The 22700-nt window shown below is 55.5% G+C and carries 21 protein-coding genes; 7 read left to right on the forward strand and 14 right to left on the reverse strand.

Going from position 1 to position 22700, the window contains the following annotated elements; genetic code table 11:
• The 6 genes from GKR98_10095 to GKR98_10120 form a co-directional block, all read right to left on the reverse strand.
• Complete coding sequence (locus GKR98_10095) at nt 1–1152, reverse strand: gfo/Idh/MocA family oxidoreductase (protein ID QMU58509.1); 1152 nt, start codon at nt 1150–1152, stop codon at nt 1–3.
• Nucleotides 1153–1163: 11 nt separating this feature from the next.
• Nucleotides 1164–1916, reverse strand: a complete 753-nt coding sequence (locus tag GKR98_10100; protein ID QMU58510.1) for a TIM barrel protein — start codon at nt 1914–1916, stop codon at nt 1164–1166.
• An 83-nt stretch (nt 1917–1999) separates the two neighbouring features.
• Entirely contained in the window at nt 2000–3082 is a 1083-nt protein-coding gene (locus GKR98_10105) for an ATP-binding cassette domain-containing protein (protein QMU58511.1), read from the reverse strand.
• Nucleotides 3083–3087: 5 nt separating this feature from the next.
• Nucleotides 3088–3972, reverse strand: a complete 885-nt coding sequence (locus GKR98_10110) for an ABC transporter permease subunit (GenBank protein ID QMU60054.1) — start codon at nt 3970–3972, stop codon at nt 3088–3090.
• 16 nt (nt 3973–3988) lie between these two features.
• Complete coding sequence (locus tag GKR98_10115) at nt 3989–5284, reverse strand: ABC transporter permease subunit (GenBank protein ID QMU58512.1); 1296 nt, start codon at nt 5282–5284, stop codon at nt 3989–3991.
• Nucleotides 5285–5354: 70 nt separating this feature from the next.
• A complete protein-coding gene (locus tag GKR98_10120; GenBank protein QMU58513.1) occupies nt 5355–6587 on the reverse strand; it encodes an extracellular solute-binding protein in 1233 nt (410 codons plus the stop codon).
• Nucleotides 6588–6766: 179 nt separating this feature from the next.
• Here GKR98_10120 and GKR98_10125 point away from each other — a divergent pair, with 179 nt between their 5' ends.
• The 7 genes from GKR98_10125 (at nt 6767) to xylA (ending at nt 15516) form a co-directional block, all read left to right on the forward strand.
• Nucleotides 6767–7795 (forward strand): LacI family DNA-binding transcriptional regulator, encoded by a 1029-nt coding sequence (locus GKR98_10125; GenBank protein QMU58514.1) that lies wholly within the window; start codon nt 6767–6769, stop codon nt 7793–7795.
• A gap of 158 nt (nt 7796–7953) precedes the next feature.
• Nucleotides 7954–9018 carry a DUF1611 domain-containing protein gene (locus GKR98_10130; protein ID QMU58515.1) on the forward strand — a complete coding sequence of 355 codons (1065 nt, stop codon included), beginning with the start codon at nt 7954–7956 and terminating at the stop codon, nt 9016–9018.
• Nucleotides 9015–10595, forward strand: a complete 1581-nt coding sequence (locus GKR98_10135) for an ATP-binding cassette domain-containing protein (protein QMU58516.1) — start codon at nt 9015–9017, stop codon at nt 10593–10595. Before GKR98_10130 ends, GKR98_10135 begins: the two co-directional genes overlap by 4 nt.
• Before the next feature lie 17 nt (nt 10596–10612).
• The gene (locus GKR98_10140) at nt 10613–12052 is read left to right on the forward strand and encodes a HAMP domain-containing protein (protein QMU58517.1); all 1440 of its coding nucleotides are present in this window, start codon (nt 10613–10615) and stop codon (nt 12050–12052) included.
• Nucleotides 12053–12106: 54 nt separating this feature from the next.
• A protein-coding gene (locus GKR98_10145) for an IS3 family transposase (protein QMU58518.1) occupies nt 12107–13458 on the forward strand; the annotation gives its coding sequence in 2 pieces (ribosomal slippage) (nt 12107–12443 and nt 12443–13458; 1353 coding nt in all).
• Complete coding sequence (locus GKR98_10150) at nt 13436–14215, forward strand: hypothetical protein (GenBank protein QMU58519.1); 780 nt, start codon at nt 13436–13438, stop codon at nt 14213–14215. Before GKR98_10145 ends, GKR98_10150 begins: the two co-directional genes overlap by 23 nt.
• Nucleotides 14212–15516 (forward strand): xylose isomerase, encoded by a 1305-nt coding sequence (xylA, locus tag GKR98_10155; protein QMU58520.1) that lies wholly within the window; start codon nt 14212–14214, stop codon nt 15514–15516. Before GKR98_10150 ends, xylA begins: the two co-directional genes overlap by 4 nt.
• A 9-nt stretch (nt 15517–15525) precedes the next feature.
• On the opposite strand, the gene GKR98_10160 is transcribed toward xylA, so the two are convergent.
• The 8 genes from GKR98_10160 to GKR98_10195 are packed head-to-tail and all read right to left on the reverse strand — an operon-like array spanning nt 15526 to nt 22678.
• Nucleotides 15526–16644 carry an alpha-hydroxy-acid oxidizing protein gene (locus GKR98_10160; GenBank protein QMU58521.1) on the reverse strand — a complete coding sequence of 373 codons (1119 nt, stop codon included), beginning with the start codon at nt 16642–16644 and terminating at the stop codon, nt 15526–15528.
• A 6-nt stretch (nt 16645–16650) separates the two neighbouring features.
• Nucleotides 16651–17205, reverse strand: coding sequence for a sulfopyruvate decarboxylase subunit beta (gene comE / locus GKR98_10165; protein QMU58522.1), 555 nt, complete (start codon nt 17203–17205; stop codon nt 16651–16653).
• Nucleotides 17202–17708 (reverse strand): sulfopyruvate decarboxylase subunit alpha, encoded by a 507-nt coding sequence (comD, locus tag GKR98_10170; GenBank protein ID QMU58523.1) that lies wholly within the window; start codon nt 17706–17708, stop codon nt 17202–17204. Before comD ends, comE begins: the two co-directional genes overlap by 4 nt.
• A 39-nt stretch (nt 17709–17747) precedes the next feature.
• On the reverse strand, nt 17748–18755 hold the full coding sequence (locus GKR98_10175; GenBank protein QMU58524.1) for an alcohol dehydrogenase catalytic domain-containing protein: 1008 nt from the start codon (nt 18753–18755) through the stop codon (nt 17748–17750).
• Nucleotides 18752–19513, reverse strand: a complete 762-nt coding sequence (locus tag GKR98_10180) for an SDR family oxidoreductase (GenBank protein QMU58525.1) — start codon at nt 19511–19513, stop codon at nt 18752–18754. Before GKR98_10180 ends, GKR98_10175 begins: the two co-directional genes overlap by 4 nt.
• Nucleotides 19506–20813 carry a histidinol dehydrogenase gene (gene hisD / locus GKR98_10185; GenBank protein QMU58526.1) on the reverse strand — a complete coding sequence of 436 codons (1308 nt, stop codon included), beginning with the start codon at nt 20811–20813 and terminating at the stop codon, nt 19506–19508. Before hisD ends, GKR98_10180 begins: the two co-directional genes overlap by 8 nt.
• A gap of 9 nt (nt 20814–20822) precedes the next feature.
• Nucleotides 20823–22151: a TRAP transporter large permease subunit gene (locus tag GKR98_10190; protein QMU58527.1), complete on the reverse strand. Its 1329-nt coding sequence runs from the start codon at nt 22149–22151 to the stop codon at nt 20823–20825.
• Nucleotides 22152–22162: 11 nt separating this feature from the next.
• Nucleotides 22163–22678: a TRAP transporter small permease subunit gene (locus GKR98_10195; GenBank protein QMU58528.1), complete on the reverse strand. Its 516-nt coding sequence runs from the start codon at nt 22676–22678 to the stop codon at nt 22163–22165.
• Nucleotides 22679–22700: the final 22 nt, after the last annotated feature.

The raw sequence follows: 22700 nt of genomic DNA on the forward strand, positions 1-22700 counted from the left end.
TTATGCTGGTTCTGCGACTTTCGCCAAAAGATCGGCGGCACCTTGGGCATCAAGCGGTGCCGGGCGTTCGCACGTCGTGGTCATATCGACGAACGCACCCGTCTCGCCCGACTTGAGGATGCCGGACATCACTTCCACCGCATGCAATGCGAGTTCCAGAGAGCAGCGGTGTGGTCGGCCTTCTTTGATTGCAATTGCCATGTCAGAAAGGCCAGAGGCGCGGTAGTTGGCCTGTGCATCGTCGCCTTCGCCATGATTTAACACGTTGAAGGGGTGCGACCACGGCGTGACCGTAGCGGCGTCTTGGTTTTGGCGACCCAGTTTCAATTCACCGGCAAAGAAGTTCGGGTCGGGCAGATAGAGGCTGCCCTTGCTGCCGTAGAGCTCCATTGGGGTGTGGCTGTGGCCGCCCCAGACGTCCCAACTGGTGCACATGGTGATCGTCGCGCCAGACACAAATTGCAGAATTGCGTGAATTGTGGACGGGGTCTCGACCGGGATTTCCTCGCCTTTGCGCGGCTCGCTTTGGATGGTGCGCTTGAGCATTGGGGTGGTTGTGACGGCGGCGACACGCGCAACGGGTCCAATTAATTGGATGAGATTGGTCACATAGTATGGGCCGACATCCAGAACCGGACCAGCGCCAGGTTGGAAGAAAAAGTCGGGGTTGGGGTGCCAGTGTTCCATCCCATGACTCATCACGAAGGCAATGCCGCTGGTGATGGTGCCAAGGTCGCCGTTGTCGATCATCTGGCGGGCTTGCTGGTGCGAGCCGCCGAGGAAAGTGTCGGGCGCAGAACCGACGCGTAAACCTTTGGCATCGGCCAGTTTTTTGATCTCTGCACCCTCTTCGAGCGAGAGGACAAACGGCTTTTCAGAATAGACGTGCTTGCCTGCATTGAGGCAGCGCATTGAAACTTCGAAGTGGGCAGCCGGGATCGTCAAGTTGACGATGATGTCGATGTCGTTGGCAGTCAGCAGATCTTCGACGGTATGGGCGCGCACCCCAAATTCGGCGGCGCGCGCATTTGCAGCGTCCATGTTGAGGTCGGCCACGGCCCGCATTTCGATGCCTTTGAACAGCGGAGCGAGACTTAGATAGGCAGCTGAGATATTACCGCAGCCAATGATGCCAATACCCAGATCAGACATATGGGTTTCCTTCAGAGAGAATTGATGAATTCGAACGAACGGCGTGCGAAGCGTTTGTCGTCGTTCGGGTTATCGTGTTCCATGACGAAATACTTGCAGTTGGTGCCTTTGAGTGCGGTCATGAGGCCCGCCCAATCCATGCTGCCGTGACCCACATCAGCCCAGCCGTCTTCGTCAAGGCATTCGCCTGCTGGCGCGATGTCTTTGACGTGGGCGGCGAGGATACGATCGCCATAGCGGGCGATGGTTTCCATCGGGTCAGCACCGGCGCGGACTGCCCACGCAACGTCAAATTCAAAAGCCAGGTTCGGGCCACCTGCAAGGATGTCGTCGATTGGATGCCGGCTGGCGCCAGCGATGTATTCGAAGTCGTGGTTGTGCCAGCCGAACCGGACACCTGCGTCTTCGAGCGGTTTACCCGCTTCTTCGAGCTGGGCACCGAAGGCACGCCAGCCATCCGCAGAATCCGGGCGCAGATCTTCGGCCAGGTGAGGCACGAAAGCGTGCGTAATTCCAAGCTGTCCAGCGATCTTCAGGAAACCCTGTGGGTCATCTTCGATCATATCCAGGCCAACATGGGTTGTTGGCATGTCCAGGCCAGCGGCGTCCAGTTTTGCCTTGAGCGCACCGATATCGTCGAAACTTTGGAAGAGGCCGCTATAGCATTCTGCCTGAGCGTATCCCGTTTCCGCGACAAGTTTCAGAGTGTCGTCAAGAGGCGGGAAGTTACGAGAAGAATAGAGTTGATACGAAAGTTTCGTCACGAGATCTGATCCTTGTTAACACGACCCGGCAACGTGCGGTGGCCGCACGGGGTGGTTCTTTTTGTGCCGGCGTCTGGGTGAAATTAAAGCCGGGCTTCGTCCGCAACATCGAACAGGGATGCGTCGGCCGAAGAAAATCCGATGGTCATCTTATCCCCGATTTTAACGTCGGACTGTCCACTGATCCGCAGCCAGAAGCGGTTTTCTGCGACGGTGGTCAGCACCAGCGTATCGGAGCCGAGAGGGTCAACAACTTCGGCGGTAATTTCGACAGTCGCATCCGAGCTTGAAGCGGCTCCGCCAATGGAAACATGCTCAGGTCGGATACCGAACCATGCTGGCCCGCTATGGGGTTTGGCAAAGTCATAACCGCCGACGGAAACCGAAAGATCGCCCGCCGCAAACACCCCATCGGCAACTTCGCCCTTGAAGAGGTTCATGGCTGGAGAGCCAATGAAATCAGCGACATAAAGGTTGGATGGGCGGTTGTAGATCTCTTCCGGCGATGCCAGCTGCTGGATCAGACCATCTTTCATGATCGCGATGCGGTCGGCCAGTGTCATGGCCTCGACCTGGTCGTGCGTCACATAGATCATCGTGTTCTTGATGCGTTGATGGAGCTGTTTCAGTTCAACCCGAAGGTCGGCACGCAATTTCGCGTCGAGGTTGGACAAAGGTTCGTCAAAGAGGAACACATCCACGTCCCGCACGAGGGCGCGACCGATAGCAACACGCTGACGCTGACCGCCAGACAGAGCGGCCGGTTTGCGCTTCATGAGCGGTTCGATCTGCAAAACACCGGCAGCGTAATCGATGCGCTTTTTGATCTCGTCCTTTGCCAATTTGGCATTCTTCAAACCGAACGACATGTTCCCTTCCACGGTCATCTGCGGATAGAGTGCATAAGATTGGAACACCATGCCGATGCCACGTTCGCTGGGTTCGGCCCAGGTGACGTTTTTGCCTTTGATGAAGATCTGGCCATCGGTGATTTCCAACAAGCCTGCGATGCAGTTCAACAGCGTTGACTTACCGCAACCCGATGATCCCAAGAGGACGAGGAACTCGCCTTCGTGAATGTCGAGGTTCAGGTCCTTCAGAACCCTGAGTGAGCCGAAACGCAGATCAAGATCGCGAACTGAGACGGAGATGTTTGAGGCATCCATGATATTTATCCTTTGACCGCGCCGGCGGCGATACCGCGCACAAACAGGCGACCCGAGATGAAGTAGATCGTTAGCGGAACAAGCCCTGTCAGCAGCGTAGCGGCCATGTTGACGTTGTATTCTTTGACACCCTGAACCGAGTTGACGATGTTATTTAATTGCACCGTCATCGGATAATTATCGGGTTTGGTGTAGATCACACCGAAGAGGAAATCGTTCCAGATACCAGTCACTTGCAAGATCATCGCAACCACAAAGATCGGTAACGACATCGGCAGCATAATGCGGAAGTAGATACCCCAGAACCCTGCCCCGTCGACCCGTGCTGCTTTGAACAACTCTTCCGGTAACGAGGTAAAATAATTGCGGAACAGCAGTGTCAGGATCGGCATGCCGAAGATCGAGTGGACGATGACCAGACCCGAGAGTTTGGTATAGAGGCCCATTTCGCGCAGCATGATCACCAGCGGATAGATCATCACCTGATAAGGGATGAAGGCACCAAAGATCAGGATGGTGAAAAAGACGTTCGAGCCTTTGAACTTCCAGTTCGCCAGAGCGTAGCCGTTTACTGAGGCAATCGCGATCGAGACGACGACGGACGGCACAGTGATCTGGACAGAATTCCAGAAGCCACGCGAGAGGCCATCACAGTTCAGGCCGGTGCAGGCTTCGGACCAGGCTTTAACCCAGGGTTCGAATGTGATTTCGACCGGTGGAGCAAAGATGTTGCCAAGGCGGATTTCCGGCATGCCTTTCAGCGAGGTCATGATCATCACCCAGAGCGGGATCAGATAGTAGACGGCCACGACGAACAGGGTTCCGTATAGGAAGATGTTCCGGCGGGAAATCGGGTTCTTGGGCTTGGGGCCGCGTGGCCCGGCGTCCATGGTATTTACAGCTGCATCAGTCACGTTTGCGACCTCCGAATTCCAGGTAGGCCCACGGGATGAGCACCACCAACACGCTGACCAACATCATCGTTGATCCTGCGAAGCCTTGCGCCAGGTTCTGGCCGCCAAACATTGAGTCATAGACGTATTTTGCGGGCACCTCGGAGGCGATGCCGGGACCGCCTGAGGTTTGCGCCACGACAAGATCGTAGACCTTGATGATTCCGGCAGCGATGATGACCAGCGTGGTGACAAAGACCGGCTTCATCATTGGAATGACAATGAAGATGTAGGTTTTCCACATTGGGATGCCGTCAACGCGCGAGGCTTTCCAAACCTCCTGATCGATGCCACGTAGACCGGCCAGCATCAGCACCATGATAAATCCGGTGCCCTGCCAGAGGGCAGCGAAGAGAACGCCGAAGATAACGATGTCGGCGTTGAAAAGCGGGTCAAACGTGAAGCTTTCGAACCCGAGGTCGCGCACGATTTTCTGAACACCGAATTCTGGGGTCAGAAGCCATTGCCAGACGAGACCCGTCACAATGAAGCTAAGGGCGAAGGGATAGAGAAAGATTGTTCGAAGCGTATTTTCGAAGCGGATTTTCTGATCGAGAAGTGCAGCGAGGATGAACCCCACAACAAGCGAGAAAACCAGAGAACAGAAGCCGAAGATTGCCAGGTTCTCGATGGAGACGAGCCAGCGGTTGGTGTCCCAGAGGCGCTCGTATTGAGCGAGGCCAATGAATTCACTGTTGGGCAAAAGTCTGGAGTTTGTGAATGAGTGGTAGATCGTCCAGAACGTCGCGATGACGAAGACGCCAACGGCGGTAAAAGCCATGGGCACGGCTGCGATCTTGGCCGACAGGTTAACCGAGAAAATGCCTTCGATCCGACCTGGGCGCGAGACTTTTGGGTCCATCTTGCCGGTTATCAACAGAACCAGGCCGATCAGGACGAACACGGCAGCACCAAATAGTGCGAAGGGTTCAAAGACGTTCCATAGACGCCGACTTTCCTTCAGGGCGGGAAACATATCTTGCAGATTTTTCTGCGCGAATGACCACAGAACCATCACAATCACCGCGCCAGTAACCCAGCCCATCGAGTGTTTGCGAAATCGATTGCCATTGAATGTGATGCCACCAGCGACGGAGAACAGAAACCCGACGCTAATTGCAGCACCTACCAGAAGCACCCAGGGCAACCATGTAAACAGACCAAAATCGAAGCCAACCGTTGCCAAAACAAAGGCAACAAAAGCTAACGAAAGGCACCATACGAAACCACGCTCGGCTAGTATCCGCATTGGAGACTCCAGACTTTCCGGAAGGAAAAAGAGCCGTCGGCCCGAAGGCCGACGGCGGTGCGACTATGGATTAGTCAGCAGTCTCGATCAGCTTGACGTAAGACGCCTGAACAGCTTCGACCGTCATAGAGTGGTCGTTCCAAAATTCGGTCATCAACGACTGAATTTGGTTCTGAGTGTCTGCAGAGAATGCATTCACGCCATCTGGCAGAACGTTGCCGTCAGCAAGGATCTTCAGACCCTTCTTCATGCAATCGTTTGCAGCCGAAAGATCGACGTCGCCACGAATTGGCAGCGAGCCTTTCTTGAGGTTGAAGGCCACCTGAACTTCTTTCGAGATCAGCAGCGATGCCAGTTCTTTCTGGGCAGCTGTGATTTCCGGATCGTCGTTCAGTGGGAAGTAGAATGCGTCACCGCCAGTTGCGATGATTTCATTCACGCCCAGACCTGGAAGGCAGGTATAGTCTTCACCAGCAACCTGATTGGCCACCTGGAATTCGCCCTGTGCCCAGTCACCGTGGATCTGACCGCCAGCTTTGCCGGTGATCACAAGGTTGGTTGCCTGGTTCCAGTCATTGACGTTCGAACCAACTGACAGCTTACGCGCGCCGTCATAGGCTTCGAAGACTTTGGTCATTGCTTCGCCAGCGGCGGCGTCTGAGTTTTTGTTGGTCAGCACGTCAAGATAAAGGTCCGTTCCGCCAATTGCGACCATGATCGCATTGAACGCCAGCTCGGTCTGCCAGGACTGCTGTCCCATTGCCAGCGGCACTTTGCCGGCGGCCTCGAGAGCAGGTGCAGCGGCAACGAACTCGAACCAATCGCTTGGAACGTCTACGCCAGCTTCTGCAAAGGCGTCGTGGCTGAGCCACAGCCACTGTGGCGAATGGATGTTAACAGGCACGCAGTAAACGCGGCCGTCGAGTGTGCAAGCATTCAGAAGACGAATAGGGTTCACCACATCTGCCCAGCCTTCAGCTTCGGCGATGTCTGTGAGGTCAAGCATCAGACCAGCTTCGACAAGCTCTTCTGCCTGACGACCGTGGTTCAGCTGGGTAGCACCCATAGGCTCGCCACCGATGATACGGCTGATAATGATCGGACGAGCGGTGCCGCCGGAGCCAGCAATCGCGCCGTCAACCCAGTTGTGATCTGTGCCTTCATCGAACACTTTTGCGAACTCGGCAACGGCTGCAGCTTCGCCGCCTGATGTCCACCAATGGGTGACCTCCAGGTCTGCTGCGGACGCGGCACCTGCCGCGCAAATGGCCGTTGTGGCCAGCAATGTTTTTGTTAGTTTCATTCAGTAGTCCTCCCTTTACTAAATCGTTTCAGAAAGAGTTAAATCGATTTAGATTTTAAAATCAAGCTAGATTTTCTCTTTGTTTTCTTGATAGAGATAGAGCAATTGTAAGCGACACACCGAAAAATGTTAGCGCATGACATTCTGAGCTATGAATGCGATTCGCAGGAAATGAAGCGATGGTAGACGACACAAAAACCGGACAGGATACGGGTTTGAGCGACGGCGAACGCCCGACGTTGAAAACAATTGCCCGCCTGTCGGGTTTGGCGGTGCCTACTGTATCGCGCGCGCTGAGCGATGCCCCTGATATTGGTGTAAAAACCAAAGAGAAGGTACGTAAGATTGCGCGCGACATCGGCTATCGACGCAACCGGGCCGGACTGCGTTTGCGTACCGGCAAGACAAACGTCATTGCCCTGGTACTTGGTGCGAATAAAGATGTCATGAACCACACTGCACAGCTGATTGGCTCGATTGCTTTGGAGTTGCGCGAGACAGCCTATCATCTAGTGGTGATTCCTTACTTCGACGATCAGGCATTATTGGATCCGGTTCGCTATATTGTTGAAACCGGATCAGCCGACGGTGTGATTCTGAACAGAATTCAGCCCGAGGATGAACGCGTTGCTTATCTCAAAGAGCACAACTTGCCGTTTGTGACCCATGGGCGGACTTTGGATTGTCATACCCACGCTTATTTCGATTTTGACAATTCTGAGTTTGGGCGGGCTGCTATCCGCAAACTTGTTGAGCGAGGACGCAAACGCATTCTATTGGTGGCCCCTCAGCTGGACCAAAGTTACGCGCACCATACAATTGCAGGCGCGCGCGACGCCGCGAAGGAAGCGGGAATTGATGTCATTTTGCTGGAAGATGGCACAAGCGACATGGACTCGAACGAAGTCGCGGCGACTGTTGGTCGCGCGCTTGAAAATGACAGCGGATTGGATGGTTTAATCGCCTCTTCGCCTTCAGCGGCTATTGGGGCGACGATGGCGGCAGAAATTGCCGGTTATTCACTTGGCGAGGACTTCGATTTGGTGGCTAAAGAGGCCATTCCCTTTCTGTCAGCGTTTCGCAAGGAAATGCTTGTAGTGCACGAAGATGTTTCTGAAGCCGGGTCCTTTATTGCGCGGGCTTTGATTCAAGCGATTGCCGAACCGGGTGCAAAACCCATGCAAAAGCTGACCGGCCTCAATAGCTGAGCAATAACAATCCTTTAATTTCAGTGTCTTAAAGCTGTTTCATCAGATTTAACTGGCGTTCATTTAAACGGCAGCATGGTGTTAATCGAACTATGGCAAATTGCGTTAATCGAATCTGCAAAACAGGTCCCATCGAAACCAGATGATGGATAAAAGCTATGAACCCTGCCACCCAGCTTGACCGCACACTCATCGCATCCGCGAAGTGGGCATTCACGACAAGGCGAGTATGCCGTGATGACGCTGCCGGCCTGAGCATTGATTTCAGCAATGCAAAGGCGGGCGATGTGTTGCTTTGCGAGATCAGATCAATCGGCCAGCACAAAAAGATCCAACTGGCCAATCGAAGATTATCCCTTAGTTACCCCGGAGATATGGTTGTTCTGGTTTTGGGCGATCGCTATGCGCCGGACCAGTTTCTGGCAGCTGCACGTATTACCGGACCGGTGCTTCATCTGGCCGCTGGCGGAGGCATCGCCGGTGAGGTCGAGGCGGCACACGATGCAATGTCGCGCCCAACGTCACTGTCGCCTATCGGACTATTGACCGATGCAAGCGGAAAAACTCTGAACGTCAAAGACTATGCCCTTGCCCCCCAGCCCGGCAATGACGACATCACCGTGTTTGGTGTGTTTGGAGCTTCTATGAATTCGGGCAAAACGACTGCCACGGCAGGCCTGGCTCATGGATTTGTGCGCGGCGGCTATTCGGTCGCTGCTGTGAAGGCCACCGGCACTGGCGCATTCGGCGATTTCAACATGTTCGAGGACGCTGGAGCCCCAGCCATGGATTTCACCGATGTCGGCATGGCCACCACTTACAGAATGCCGATGGAAGACATTGAAGCCGGATTTGACACTTTGATCGGCACCGCTGCCAAAGGTGGCGCGGAAATCGTCGTGGTTGAATTTGCGGATGGCGTTTTTCAGCCAGAGACTCGGGAAATCCTGCGTGGATCACGGATTAAGCATCGTCTGGACGGTGTTTTGTTTGCCGCCCCGGACGCCCTTGGCGCCTATGGCGGTGTATCGATGCTGGAGCGCTTTGGTGTGACGCCATTTGCGATTTCCGGAATGGTGAGCTGTTCACCACTGGCAACCCGAGAGGCCGCAGAGGTCACGGGTCTGCCAATCCTAACTCAACAGCAACTTTGGGACCCAGGGTTGTTGTCCGGACTAACCGCACCTTTGATGCGCTATTCCGGGCAACTAACGGCGGCATGACCCACATTTCCACCTTTGCCGCCGAGGAGCGCGTCTTTGACGCGCTCCTCATTCCAATTTGCGGGGTGTTGCAAGCGGTTGCGCTTGGCATTGCCGTATTCGCGACGCGCGACATATTCGTTTCACTACATTCCGACGCAGCGCCTCAGAACCTCAGTTTTGTTGTGCTCGGATGCGCTGGCATTCTTGCTGCTGGGTTAGAGGCGGTGAGCCGAATTCGCGCCGAAGCCCTAGGGCAGAGCTATGCGATAAGCCTGCGCAACCGGCTTTATATGCATTTGTCCCGGCTACCGCGAAGTTCCATTACCAAGAAGCGCCTGGGAGGATTGGCTTTGCGTTTTGTTGGCGACCTGTCCGCCGCACGCAACTGGTTCGGACGCGGATTGCCGCGGATCGTTTCCGCGGTGATTGTTCTGCCTTCTGCAGGCTTTGTTTTTTGGCTGCTGGAACCACAATTTTTGCTACCTGTCGTTGCTCCGATCGGTCTTTCGATACTTGTATCCATCGCGCTGATTTTCCGACTGGAGACACATCACCGAAACTTGCGTGGTCGACGTGCGCGTATCGCAATTGATGCAATTGAGCGGCTGGCGATGTCGCCGGAGCTTGATCTGATGGGGCGGACCCGCAAAGAGCGTCGGTCGATGAAGAAGAATGGTCGACTACTGCTGGAGAACGCGGTTGCGCGTGCAGCAAGAGTTGGCCTTGTGCGGTTGACGTTACAGGCGGGCGCTGCGCTGGCGGCACTGTTGATCCTATGGACGACGGCTGTGAATGCCATCGCGCCGGGTTTTGCGGCCGCAGGTCTTTCGATGATCGCTATTCTGATGATCCCGCTAACCGACCTGGCCGACGCCTGGGATAAATATTGTGCATGGCGGATTGCACGGGAAAAACTGAACCGTATTTTCGACCTGCCCCAGCAGACCCGGAAGATCAGCGGTCTGGGATATGCGGCCAGTATTCGGATATGTGGCGCATTTGACGGGCACAAATTGGACATTTCCGTGCCTGCGGGCGGGATTGCAGCAGTCACGGCTGGCAACGGATTAGATACCTCAAGGCTATTGGCGGTCATTGCGGGGCTGGATGACGAACCCGATCTGGATGTGCAGTTTCAAGATCGCTCGACCGCCCTGCCCCGCATAGGATACATTGGCGTCGAGCCTGTTGTTTTGCGGGGAAGTTTGCGCCGAAATCTGGCTTTGGGAACAACGAAGCGCCCAGACGATGCAACCATTGATGCGGCTGCTCACGCCTTCGGGCTTGGTCCATTGATGGAGAGGATCGGTGGTTTGGATGGACGCATCGAAGAGAGCGGGCGCAATCTTCGTATCGGTGAGCTTAACAGGTTGGAACTTGCGCGGACCGCTTTGACGCAACCGGATGTCGTTGTTGTCGACAGCCCACGCCTATCTGCAAACACACGATCGAAAGGACTTGTCGCTAACCTGCATCGGCGGCTGAACGCAACTATATTAATTGCCAACCGTGGCGACGCACCCATTGAAGGTGCGCTGGACGTAACTCCAGATAACGCCACATATCAAAGAGTGATCATCCCGCAAGGGGTGTAGAGAACCAGGAGGGACGCATGCGCGTATCCGCGTTATTCTCAATTTACGGTTTTGTTTTCATGGCAACCGTGCTCGCTGTTTCGAGCATTACCCTGTGGAGTGGTCAACAGGCGCAGACTTCGGCTCAGCGCATTCAACTGGCAGAGGATTCCTATCACCGCCATTTGGCATTGCAGTCGAACATTTATCAGCTGTTGAAACAGCATGGTGACGCCCTGATAATCGGCGACCGCGACGACGGCGCGATGGAGCGTGAACTGCGCCAACGGATAGACGCAGATATCCAGCACATTAGGACCGTTATCGCGAAAGAGATCGAACTTGTCGGCGAAGAGGAGTTCGAAGAACTGGCTCTGTTGGCCGAATTGGAAAACACCATCAATCGCCTGACACGCAGCTTGACTGCAGCGACGACCGAGAGCGGTTTAATCGACGAAGCGAGCCGGCGCGCTTGGTTGGTGGATGTTTTGGATCGCCAAATCGACGTGGAACTGTCGGAAATGATCGATGATGCGTTGGAAGAAGAGCAGGAGGAGGTTCGCGAAACGATTGAGGAGTCCGCGGCAATGCGGCTGCATATCCGAAATGTGATCATTGTCACGATCGGGGCCGCTTCGCTGGTTTTAATCTGGTTCGTGTTCAGCTTCCGCCGCATGGTTAGACTGCCGCTTGAGCGTCTGATGGTTGCTGTAGATGCTTACAGCGACGGCAACTTTAGCTATCAGGCTGACATCAAAGGTGGCGCGGAATTCGCACAGCTGGGTCAACTACTGGAGGAAATGGCAGGGGGTCTTGGCAAGCGGGAACGCAGCCGAGCTGAACAACAGCAAGTATTGGAAAAGAACGTTAAGGAGCGCACATCTGAGCTACAGGCGCTGTTGCAAAAGTTCGAAACTTCTGAGGATAACCGCCGCCAGTTGATGGCAGATATCAGCCACGAACTGCGCACGCCCCTGGCAATTATCCAGGGCGAAGCCGAAGTCAGCTTACGAGAAACCGAGGATCAGAAATCTCAGACTGCGGATAGTTTTTCGCGAATACGCGACGCTGCGCGGCACACCAACCGGATCGTTCAGGACCTTTTGCTGATCGCCCGGCAGGAAGCTGGCAAGTTGCGATTGGATGTTCGCGAAACAGATATCGTCAATGTCATTCGGGACGCACTTTCGACTTTCCCGAACTCGGTCGAGTTCAATTTTGATGTAGAGGATTCGCGCGCAACCGTAGATTCGATGCGCATGCGCCAGTGCCTGTTGGCGGTTTTGCATAATGCCAAGCGGTATGGCGGCGACGAAATTTCCGTGGCGCTGCGAGACGAAGATGAGTCGTTGGTGCTGAGTGTTGAGGACAATGGCACCGGCCTGTCAGACTCTGAAAAGATGCAAGCTTTTAACCGGTTCTTCCGTGGGTCAAATGCAGCCGGGCTGTCTGAAGTCAGCGCCTATGGGTCCAAATAGCGTTATTTGATAAGAGAGAGTTGTTGGCTCATCGTAACCACTGAGGAGTGGATGATGAGACAGACAACTGGAACTCGCAGGAGCCCTGGCGAGCAGATCGTCAAAGACATCAAACGGGCGACGCGCAAACAGTATTCGTCAGAAGAGAAGATCCGGATCGTGCTGGATGGCTTGCGTGGCGAAGACAGCATTGCTGAGTTGTGCCGTCGTGAGGGAATATCTCAAGGTATCTACTACAAATGGTCCAAGGACTTCATGGAAGCTGGCAAACGGCGGCTTGCTGGAGATACGGCGCGTGCGGCTACGACCGACGAAGTCAAGGACCTGCGCCGCGAAGCCCGAGACCTGAAGGAGGTCGTTGCCGAGCAAACACTGGAACTGCGTCTTCTCAAAAAAAGCATGACCGGCGGTGGGGGCGACCAAGAATGAGGTATGCTGCATCTGAGAAGTTGGAGATCATCCGGCTTGTTGAGGGGTCGCATTTGTCTGCTCGTCGAACATTGGCAAAGCTGGGCATCCCCCGCACCACATTTTACCGTTGGTATGATCGGTATCGGCAGCGCGGCGACGCTGGCCTTGTGGATCAAGCGCCTAAGCCCAGACATGTCTGGAACCGCATCCCCGACGAAGTCCGGCGCAAGGTCGTCAAGCTGGCGCTGCAGGAGACGGAGCTGTCGCCGCGCGAACTGGCAGTGACGTTCACGGATCGGGAGCGCTACTTCGTCTCGGAATCTTCAGTCTATCGGGCCCTGAAGGCCCACGATCTGATCACCAGCCCGGCCTTTATCGTGCTCAAGGCGGCAAACGAGTTCAAAGACAAGACCACTGCGATCAACCAGCTTTGGCAAACCGACTTCACCTATCTCAAAGTGCTTGGCTGGGGCTGGTTCTATCTCAGCACAATCCTGGACGACTACAGCCGCTACATCATCTCGTGGAAACTCTGCACGAACATGCGGGCAGAGGACGTGACGGACACCCTGGATTTGGCGCTACAAGCATCAGGGTGCGATCAGGTTCACGTCATCCACAAACCCCGCCTCCTCAGCGACAACGGGTCCAGTTACGTCTCTGGCGATCTGGCTGAATGGCTGCAGGACAAAGGCATGAAGCATTCTCGGGGCGCACCATATCATCCCCAGACACAGGGCAAGATCGAGAGGTGGCATCAAACCCTGAAGAACCGCATCCTATTGGAGAACTACTTCCTTCCGGGAGACCTCGAAACCCAGATCGAAGCCTTCGTCGATCACTACAATCACAAGCGCTACCACGAGAGCCTGAACAACGTCACACCCGCCGACGTCTACTTCGGGCGTGACAAAGCCATTCTAAGACAACGGGAAAGGATCAAACGAAAGACGCTCGAAGCGCGGCGCTTGCATCACAGACAGCGCGCCGCATAATAACATCAACCAGACGAGCCAAACTCTTTACTTGTTTAAGCAACTCTTGGTTCCCAAAACCCTGACGACGGACACGCTTGGGACTTCAGGCGTCTTGTTCGCAGCCAATGACGGGTATCAGCCTGATCCTGAGACGGCGGTGCACACATTCTGTCATGCCCTGCCCGGCACTTGGCATCAGATGGGTGTCATTCTGGCCGCGACGGATGCGCTGAATTGGTTTGCCGGATTGGTTGGCAGCGATGCTGCTGATTTGACGGCGAACATGAGTGAGCTTCGGGCACCCGGTAGAACGGTATTCCTGCCCTATCTAGGTGGCGAACGGACACCGTTGAATTCGGGGTCAGTGCGCGGGGGGTTCGTTGGATTGGACCATGCCACCGACAGAGCTGCGGCGACGCGAGCAGTATTGGAGGGCGTGACATTCGCTTTGGCAGACTGCCGCGATGCGCTTGCTGCAACCGGAACCGAGATTGAGACATGTTTCGCAATCGGAGGCGGCAGCCAATCAGTGTATTGGTTGAGGGCCATTGCAACCGCGTTAAATCTGCCGATTTCGGTGCCTGGAGCCGGTGATTTCGGCGGGGCGTTTGGGGCCGCGAGGCTAGGCATGATGGCCGCGACCGGTGACACCAGCATTGCAACACCACCACCGGTAAAAACCGTGATCGCACCCGACACACCACTGACTGACGCCTTCGCCGAAGGCCACGAACGATACAAATCCGCTGCACAGTTTCTAAAGGGGTTCTCATGACCGACTTTTTCAACAACATCGCTCCGATCAAATACGAAGGCCTTGATTCTTCAAACGAATTTGCTTTCCGGCATTACAATCCGGATGAGATTGTGATGGGCAAACGGCTGGAAAATCACCTACGATTTGCGGTGGCATACTGGCACAGCTTTGCTTGGCCCGGCGGCGACCCTTTTGGGGGGCAAACGTTCGAACGCCCGTGGTTCGGCGACACTTTGGAACTGGCCAAACTGAAGGCAGATGTGGCCTTTGATATGTTTGAAATTCTCGGGCAGCCGTATTTCTGTTTCCACGACGCAGACGTGCGCCCTGAGGGTGCTGATTTTGCTGAGTCGACACGTAATTTAGAGGCGATAGTCGATTATCTTGGCGAGAAAATGGATGGCTCGAAGACTAAGCTGCTTTGGGGAACGGCTAATTTGTTCACCCATCGTCGTTACATGTCGGGCGCGGCAACAAACCCTGACCCGGATGTCTTTGCCTATGCTGCGGCAACCGTGAAGACCTGTATGGATGCAACGCTGAAACTGGGCGGCGAAAACTATGTCCTGTGGGGCGGGCGAGAGGGCTATGAGACGCTTTTGAACACCGATCTGGCACGTGAACGCCAGCAGGCGGGGCGGTTCCTGACAATGGTCGTGGAATATGCACATCGCATTGGTTTCAAAGGACAAATAATGATTGAGCCGAAACCGCAAGAACCTTCGAAGCATCAGTATGATTACGATGTGGCGACGGTTTATGGCTTCTTGAAGGACTTCGGTCTTGAGAACGAAGTGAAGGTGAATATCGAGCAGGGTCATGCCATTTTGGCGGGGCATTCGTTTGAGCACGAGATTGCTTTGGCGGCGTCTCTGGGGATTCTGGGGTCGATTGATATGAACCGGAATGACTACCAATCGGGTTGGGATACCGACCAGTTTCCGAATAATGGTCCGGAGGTAGGATTGGCATACTATGAGATTCTTAAATCGGGTGGCTTCACGTCGGGCGGGACTAATTTCGACGCCAGACTGCGCCGGCAGTCATTGGATCCGGAAGACCTGATATTGGCGCATGTCGGCGGCATGGATGTTTGTGCCCGTGGCTTGAAAGCGGCGGCAGCGATGTTGGAAGATGGCGCTTTGGAAGGACTTCGTTATCAGCGTTACTCTGGATGGGACAGTGAGAACGGTCAGGGCTTGTTGAACGGCGCGACGCTGGAAGATTGTGAAGCACGGGTCCGAGGGGATGGCATTCAGCCGGAACCGCGCTCGGGTCAGCAGGAACGGCTGGAGAATATCGTTAACCGCTTCGTTTAATTGAAATTTTTACGCCAGGGCATCTTTCAGCGTGGTGTGAGAAATTGACGTGTGCCCGATTTGTGCAAGAGCAATGCTGGTCTCATCCGTGAGTACTTGCCAAAGTCGGTGAAGCCCCTCTTCACCAGCGGCGGCGATGGCGAATTGCAGGGTGCGTCCAAAAAATGTGAAATCTGCGCCCGCGGCATAGGCCTTTAACACGTCCTCGCCGGATCTGAGACCACTGTCGTAGAAAACCGGAAAATCAGGACCGACTGCGGCGCGGATCTGGGGCAAGGCAACGATTGGTGAAACTGCACTTTCCAGTTGCCGTGCGCCGTGGTTTGAGACCTTAATGCCGTTAACCCCGGCGTCGCGCAAAAGAACTGCGTCTTCGGAATCTAGCACGCCTTTGACGATCAAGTTGCCGTCCCACATATCGCGCAGACGTTGCAGAGTTTCAAAGTCGGCGGCGGCGCGACTTTCGGTTCGGTCAAAGTCAAATCCGTCCATTTGGAAGTTGCCCATTTCGGGCTTGCCTTTGAACAGGGTCGACAGCGACCATTCAGGATGTAGTGCAAAATCAATGAATTGCGGGACACCGATGCGAAACGGCATGGTGAAACCATGGCGTAATTCACGCGGACGGCGGCCGACTTCGGGAACGTCGACAGTTAAGACGATGGTTTTGTATCCGGCTGCCTTTGCGCGCTCGACCAATGCGAATGTGCCAGTTCCGTCGCCGCTGAAGTAGAGTTGGAACCAGGCGATACCTTCTGCGGTTTCGATCATTTGCTCCATCGGTGTGGAAGCGACAGTCGAGACACCAAGCGGAACTTTGTATTTGGCCGCAAGTCGGGCCAGCATGAGGTCCGCGCCAGGTGCAGAAAGGTTGCACATGCCCATAGGTGCGATGCCGAACGGGCGCGCAGGGTTGGTGCCGAACAGCGAAACCGAGAGTTCGCGATTGCTGACGTTTTGCAGAATGCGGGTGCGGAATGTCAGGGCATCCAGAGCAGCACGGTCGCGCCCTGCCCCGGTTTCGTTGCCCGCCGCGCCGTCGATATAGTCAAAGACCATCCACGGCAGTTTTCGGCGGGCCAGACGACGCGCATCGGCGCTGGAATGTATCGACGATGCGCGTCCCATAGTTGATCAGGCTTTTACCGCTTCCATGAAGCGATGGCGGATAACAACTGGGTCCATGGTGATGACAGGCAGCTTGATATTGCCGCTATCGCATTTGGACACGATGATGGTCATCTGTTTGCTGTCGATGGCGGCCTGGAGAACCTTTCCAGTGTCAACATCCTGACAAACAACGACGTTTTCACACCCGCAAGCCTCGGCCACTTTTTCCAGTTTGGTTTTCTTGCCGGCATAAGTGGGCTGGTCGCCTGTCGACCCGTAGGAGCCGTTGTCGATGATCAGGAGTATATAGTTGTCAGCAACGTTATTGGCGATGGTGGGCAGAGTGCCGAGGTTGGTCAGAACAGAGCCGTCGCCGTCGATTGAGATGACGGTTTTGTCCTGCGCCAGTGCGAGGCCAAGGCCGATGGAAGACGACAGACCCATGGTGCCCAACATATAGAAGTTGGTGGGCTGGTCATCGATCATGTGCAGTTCCTGGCTTGGAAGGCCAATGTTGCAGACGACCAGTTGGTCGCGAAGGATCGGGGCGATTTCTTTCAGGATTTCAGAACGGATCATTGGTCGCCGTAGCCTCCCCAGAAGTTTGCATCAGTCAGAATGGCGACCGGCTTGTTGGACATGAAGGTGTATTTCAGGATGTTATCGAGTTCCTCGACATCCTTTTGCCAATGGAAATGGTAGGTCGGGATGTTGAGCTGAGCCAGAAGCGCTTTGGTGTGAACCGCCATTTCGACCTGACAAGCGACAGGTTCGCGCAGTTCACCACGGTAAGAAATGAGCATTGGCAGCGGCATTCGGTAGAACTGGGTCAGCGTTGCCAGCGTGTTGATTGTAACGCCGATTGCTGTGTTCTGCATGATGATGGCCGGGCGCTTGCCGCCCATGAAGGCACCGGCGCAAAGGCCCATGCCTTCGTCTTCTTTGTTCGCGGGAATATGGAATATCTCGTCGCGCGCTTCGATCTCGTCAATGACGCCTGCCAACTGCTTGCAGGGAACTGTGGTGACGAACTTGATGCCATTGGCAACGAGGTCGTCGGTTATCTTTTTATCTATGTCCACGGTCGTGTGGCTCCTCTGATTTTCTTTAATTTCAATTTCTTAGGATTGCTTGTTGCCCCAAGGCAAAAGCACGATTTTGGGAGCGGCGGTGCGACCCGCGCGGATGTCTAGAAAGGCTTCGGCGCCATCTTCCAAGGCTCTTTGGTCAATCCAGTCCAGGGCGCCGAGACGACCGTCAAAGATGGCCTGTGCGGTGTCGCGAAAATCTTGTGCGGTATAGGTGTAGGTGCCGATGAAGGTGATTTCTTGCAGCGTCATGCGGCGGATATCGAGACCGCCTGTATCTTCACCGAGACCAATGTGGACGATCACGCCGCCGGGTTTGACGTGTTTCGATGCCGTTGCGCGGGTAAGCGCGAAACCGACGCCATCGAGGACGATGTCGAACTGGTCGACGTCGGACAGGTCGTTTGGTGCGATGGCATTCTGACCGCAATGATCATTGAGGAAAGCGCGGCGGGTGTCATTGGGTTCTGAAATAGTGACATTGCCGACGCCCTGGGCAGTCATGCTGAGAGCGCCACCAAGGCCAATGGCTCCGCCGCCCAGAACCAGGGCGCGCATATTGCCCGGAGATCGGCCAAGGCGCTCAAGTCCCAAGCGGACAGCATGCCAGCCGCACGCAATGGGTTCGGCAAGCGATGCGCGGTCAAAACTGATATCGTCGGGGACTGTCACCAGGTTGCTGGCGGGCATGGCGACGAATTGCGCGAATGCCCCCTGTCGAGGCGGCATCGAGATGATCTGGCGGTTAGCGCAAATGTTGTCATGACCAAGTTGGCAGGCCTCGCAAGTGCCACAGGACACAAGCGGGTTGATGGTGACGCGCTCGCCGTCCCGGGGGCCGCCGGTTATGGTGCCCGCCGCCTCGTGGCCCAGCGTCAGAGGTGCCGGGCGACGGTCATCGTGACCGAGAAAGGCGTGCATGTCTGAGCCGCAAATGCCGACGGCTTCAATGCGGACGAGATGTTCGCCTTCTCCGGGCTGCGGTTGATCAACGTCGCGGATTTCAAGCTGTTCCGGACCGGTATAAACAAGTGCCTTCATTTTGCGGTGAACCCCCCATCGACCATCAGTACCTGTCCCGTCACATAAGCCGATGCGTCCGAACAAAGAAAGAGGAGTGGTCCGTCGAGGTCTTCCAATCGGCCATTGCGTCCGATGCAGGTTTGCTGGGCGTTTCGTTCAGCGCGCTGGGGATCTTCGAAGACCGCTTCGGTAAGTTCAGTCGGGAAAAAACCGGGACCTATGGCGTTGGCTGTGATGCCGTCACGGGACCACGCCTCGGCCATGGCGCGGGTAAGTTGGGCGATACCGCCTTTGCTGGCACCATACGCGATGCCGCCCGGAAAAGCGCGTGTGGTCTGAAGTGATGCAAAGTTTACGATCCGACCCCAACCCTTTGCTTTCATTGCCTTCACGAGCGCTTGAGAAAGAAAGAACGGGGCGGATAGATTTATCGCCAGCGTTGCGTCCCAACCTTCGGAGGTTACGTCGCTGGCGGGTTCTCTGGTGTTCAGACCTGCGGCGTGGACGATAATATCTGGGGGTCCAAAGGGCGCGGCTATTTCCTGAACGGTTTGTTCAATAGCGTCACGGTTCGCGACATCCGCCGCGACAGTGGCTGCGCCCTCGCCCATTTCGGATTGCCATACGGCCAAGTTTTCTGCACGACGCGCAACACCAACAACGCGCGCGCCAGCGGCCACCAGCATACTGGCCGCACGACGGCCAAGGCCGGAGCTTGCGCCGGTTACGCAGGCCACTTTGCCCGTCAAGTCAAAGAGATCGCCGGGGTTAGCCATCTGCCGTCAGATCAAAAGTCTCGTCCGGGAAATACTTGTGCAGACGAATATCGGCAGAGCGTGCATGGCCTTCCATGCCTTCAAGGCGGGAAATGCGTGCGGTTGCTTCGGCGACCGGTTTCGCTGCATCTTTTGTGGAGCGCTGCCAAGTGACGATCTTCATGTATTTGTGGACGGAAAGTCCGCCGGTGTAGGACGCCGCGCCGGATGTTGGCAGAACGTGATTTGTGCCAGCGGCTTTGTCGCCAAACGCAACGGTTGTTTCTTCGCCGAGGAACAGCGAACCATAACAGGCTAGTCGATCACGCCACCAGTCTAGATCAAGGGCCTGCACAGTCAGGTGTTCGGGCGCGTATTCGTCAGATGTCGCCGCCATTTCTTCGCGGTTGTCGCACAGGATAACTTCGGCGTAGTCGCGCCATGCGGCTTCGGCGTTCTGGCGGTTGGTTTCTGGAAGATCGGCGATCAGTTTTGGCACGATTTGCATGACTTCCTCGGCCAGAGGACGATGATCCGTCACCAACCAGACGGGGGAATTATAGCCGTGCTCGGCCTGCCCCACCAAATCGACAGCGACCACCATGGGATCTGCTGTTTCATCGCCCAGGATAAGACTATCGGTAGGACCGGCGATCATGTCGATGCCCACGCGGCCAAACAGGATGCGCTTTGCCTCGGCGACAAACTGGTTACCGGGGCCAACCAGGATATTGGCCTTGGGCAATCCAAAGAGGCCGAAGGTCATCGCGGCAACGCCTTGCACCCCGCCCATGGCCAAGATTTTGTCGGCGCCGCAAATGTGGGCCGCGTAGACGATGGCCGGCGCGATACCAACTTCTGGGCGTGGAGGCGAGCAGGCGACGATGCTTTCGCATCCAGCCACTTTCGCTGTCGTCACCGTCATGATGGCGCTGGCTATGTGGCTGTATCGACCGCCGGGGATATAGCAGCCCGCCGCTTTGACGGGGATGCTTTTCTGACCGGCGATCAAGCCCGGTATGACCTCGACCTCGATATCCTTCAGCGTTTGCTTTTGCGCCTCGGCGAACTTCTTCACGTTGGCGTGGGCAAACTTTATATCCTGCTTTAGACGCTCTGGCACCAAAGCAGCGGCTGCGGCGACTTCTTCGTCCGTTAGCAGCACATTGCCTGAGTAGTTGTCGAATTTCGCGGCATATTTCAGTGCTGCTGCGTCACCGCCAGCCTCGATATCGTCCAGGATGTCCTGAACAATCTCGGTGGTTTTCGACGCATCGCTTTTTGAAGTCAGCGTCGCTTTTTTTAGATACTCACGCGGCATCACACAGTCCTATTTATAGATGTCTGGAAGCAATGTTGTCGAAATAGCCGGTATATAGGCGATCATCAACGTTACGATCAGCATGAAGAGAACGAAGGGAATTGCGCGATACGCTATCTTTAGTATCGATTCCCCGGTTATTCCTGAAACCACGAACAGGTTCAGCCCCAACGGCGGCGTAATAAACCCGACGCCCAGCGCTGTGATCATCATGATGCAGAACTGAATTTCGTTCATGCCGATGTTGTCGGCCAATGGCTTCAGGATCGGTGCGAGGATCACGATGTTTGGCGTCGTCTCCATGACGCAGCCGGCCGCAATCAAAATGCCGACCATCATCAGGATCAGAACCCAAGGTTCGTTGCTGACAGACGTTGCAGCGGCGACAAAGCCCTGTGGAACGCCCATGATGGCAAGGGCCTGTGCCAGCGGCAGTGAGAATGCGATGATCGGAAGGATCACACCATTCACCTTGGCCGAGCTGACCAGCATGGCCGGAAAATCTGAGAGCCTCAGTGTCTTCAGGATGAAGCCCATGATGATCGTGACGACAACTGCGGTTGCACCGGCTTCGGTTGGAGTTAGCCGACCTGAGAAGATGCCGTAGAATATGATGCCGGGAACGATGAAGGCATACCAGCCGGACTTCAGTGCAACGCCGAGGCGGGAGAAGTATTCGCCCATCGAGATGTTGCCGCCGCCTTCCCAACCATTCAGGCGGTTCATGACGATATTTGTCACGAGGATTGAGACAAGGATCGCAAGACCGGGGATGACTGCCGCAAGAAACAGTGTCGAGGCTGAGATACCCAGAACCAGGCCGATGATGATGTAGGCGATAGATGGCGGGATCAGAATGCCGGTACACGCACCGGCTGCAACGAGGGCACAAGCGTAGGGACGCGGATAGCCGCTTTCCACCAGCCGGTCGATGGTCATCCGGCCAACGGCGGCAGCGCCTGCTGCATCGGAACCCGAGATGGCGGCGAACATGCCACAGACCAGGACGGTGGCCGACCCAAATCCGCCTTTGGCGAATTGCGTCAATGCCTCCGCGACATCAAGAAATTTTCGACTGAGCCCGGTTCGCACCAGCACGTCACCCGTCAGGATGAATAGCGGAACGGCGGTTAGTGCGAAGTGGTCAATGCCGTGAAACAGGCTTTCGCCCATCAAAGACAGGGGCAACGCGCCTGACCACATCAACATTAATATGGCAGAGGCGCCGATAGCGGCCCAGACCGGAACGGCCAAGGCGATAAGGAGGACGAAGAGAAGAACCGGACCGTAGAAATCCCAGCCAAGCTCGACCGTTTGATCAAGTGTATTCCAAAGCATGTCTCGGCCCCTCAGTCGAAGAGTTTGTCGCCTTCGTAGACCGGGCGACCGGCACGAAGATCGTTGATGTCACGGATGAATGACTGGACAAGGCGGATCATTACCAAGGCAAATCCTATGGGCACAGCCGACAAGAACCAGACCTGAGAGACGCGCAAACCGTGCGTCACCGAACCGAACTTCCAAGAGACGTGAACCGCCTCGTAGGACCAGTAGAGCGCGACCACCGCAACGGCGGCCATAACGATGTCACCGAAGATGTAGAGAAGCGCTTTTGCTCGCGGGCTGATGTATTCCATGATCACATCTATTCGAATGTGACCACGTTCCTTCACCGCCGCAGCGGCACCGATCCAAGCCAAATATATGAACGAGTAGCGAACGATCTCTTCGCCCCAGATGGACGAATACGAGAATACTTCCCGCCGGACGACTTCGATAAACATCGTCGCGACCAACATCACATAGAACACAAGAAGCGCCCAGCGCTCCAGGTTCTTGTCTAAGGTCTTAAATAATCCTGGCATAGAATCCTCCCGACCGGACGCC

This window comes from Boseongicola sp. (assembly GCA_014075275.1).
Taxonomy (GTDB): Bacteria; Pseudomonadota; Alphaproteobacteria; order Rhodobacterales; family Rhodobacteraceae.

What these genes read in the sequence shown, in the direction of transcription:
- GKR98_10195 (QMU58528.1), bottom strand. Translation starts at nt 22,678, where the DNA reads ATGCCAGGATTATTTAAGACCTTAGACAAGAACCTGGAGCGCTGGGCG.
- GKR98_10140 (QMU58517.1), top strand. Translation starts at nt 10,613, where the DNA reads ATGCGCGTATCCGCGTTATTCTCAATTTACGGTTTTGTTTTCATGGCA.
- GKR98_10135 (QMU58516.1), top strand. Translation starts at nt 9,015, where the DNA reads ATGACCCACATTTCCACCTTTGCCGCCGAGGAGCGCGTCTTTGACGCG.
- GKR98_10120 (QMU58513.1), bottom strand. Translation starts at nt 6,587, where the DNA reads ATGAAACTAACAAAAACATTGCTGGCCACAACGGCCATTTGCGCGGCA.
- GKR98_10125 (QMU58514.1), top strand. Translation starts at nt 6,767, where the DNA reads ATGGTAGACGACACAAAAACCGGACAGGATACGGGTTTGAGCGACGGC.
- GKR98_10190 (QMU58527.1), bottom strand. Translation starts at nt 22,151, where the DNA reads ATGCTTTGGAATACACTTGATCAAACGGTCGAGCTTGGCTGGGATTTC.
- hisD (QMU58526.1), bottom strand. Translation starts at nt 20,813, where the DNA reads ATGCCGCGTGAGTATCTAAAAAAAGCGACGCTGACTTCAAAAAGCGAT.
- GKR98_10115 (QMU58512.1), bottom strand. Translation starts at nt 5,284, where the DNA reads ATGCGGATACTAGCCGAGCGTGGTTTCGTATGGTGCCTTTCGTTAGCT.
- GKR98_10175 (QMU58524.1), bottom strand. Translation starts at nt 18,755, where the DNA reads ATGAAGGCACTTGTTTATACCGGTCCGGAACAGCTTGAAATCCGCGAC.
- GKR98_10110 (QMU60054.1), bottom strand. Translation starts at nt 3,972, where the DNA reads ATGGACGCCGGGCCACGCGGCCCCAAGCCCAAGAACCCGATTTCCCGC.
- GKR98_10095 (QMU58509.1), bottom strand. Translation starts at nt 1,152, where the DNA reads ATGTCTGATCTGGGTATTGGCATCATTGGCTGCGGTAATATCTCAGCT.
- GKR98_10180 (QMU58525.1), bottom strand. Translation starts at nt 19,513, where the DNA reads ATGGCTAACCCCGGCGATCTCTTTGACTTGACGGGCAAAGTGGCCTGC.
- GKR98_10105 (QMU58511.1), bottom strand. Translation starts at nt 3,082, where the DNA reads ATGGATGCCTCAAACATCTCCGTCTCAGTTCGCGATCTTGATCTGCGT.
- GKR98_10130 (QMU58515.1), top strand. Translation starts at nt 7,954, where the DNA reads ATGAACCCTGCCACCCAGCTTGACCGCACACTCATCGCATCCGCGAAG.
- GKR98_10160 (QMU58521.1), bottom strand. Translation starts at nt 16,644, where the DNA reads ATGGGACGCGCATCGTCGATACATTCCAGCGCCGATGCGCGTCGTCTG.
- comE (QMU58522.1), bottom strand. Translation starts at nt 17,205, where the DNA reads ATGATCCGTTCTGAAATCCTGAAAGAAATCGCCCCGATCCTTCGCGAC.
- xylA (QMU58520.1), top strand. Translation starts at nt 14,212, where the DNA reads ATGACCGACTTTTTCAACAACATCGCTCCGATCAAATACGAAGGCCTT.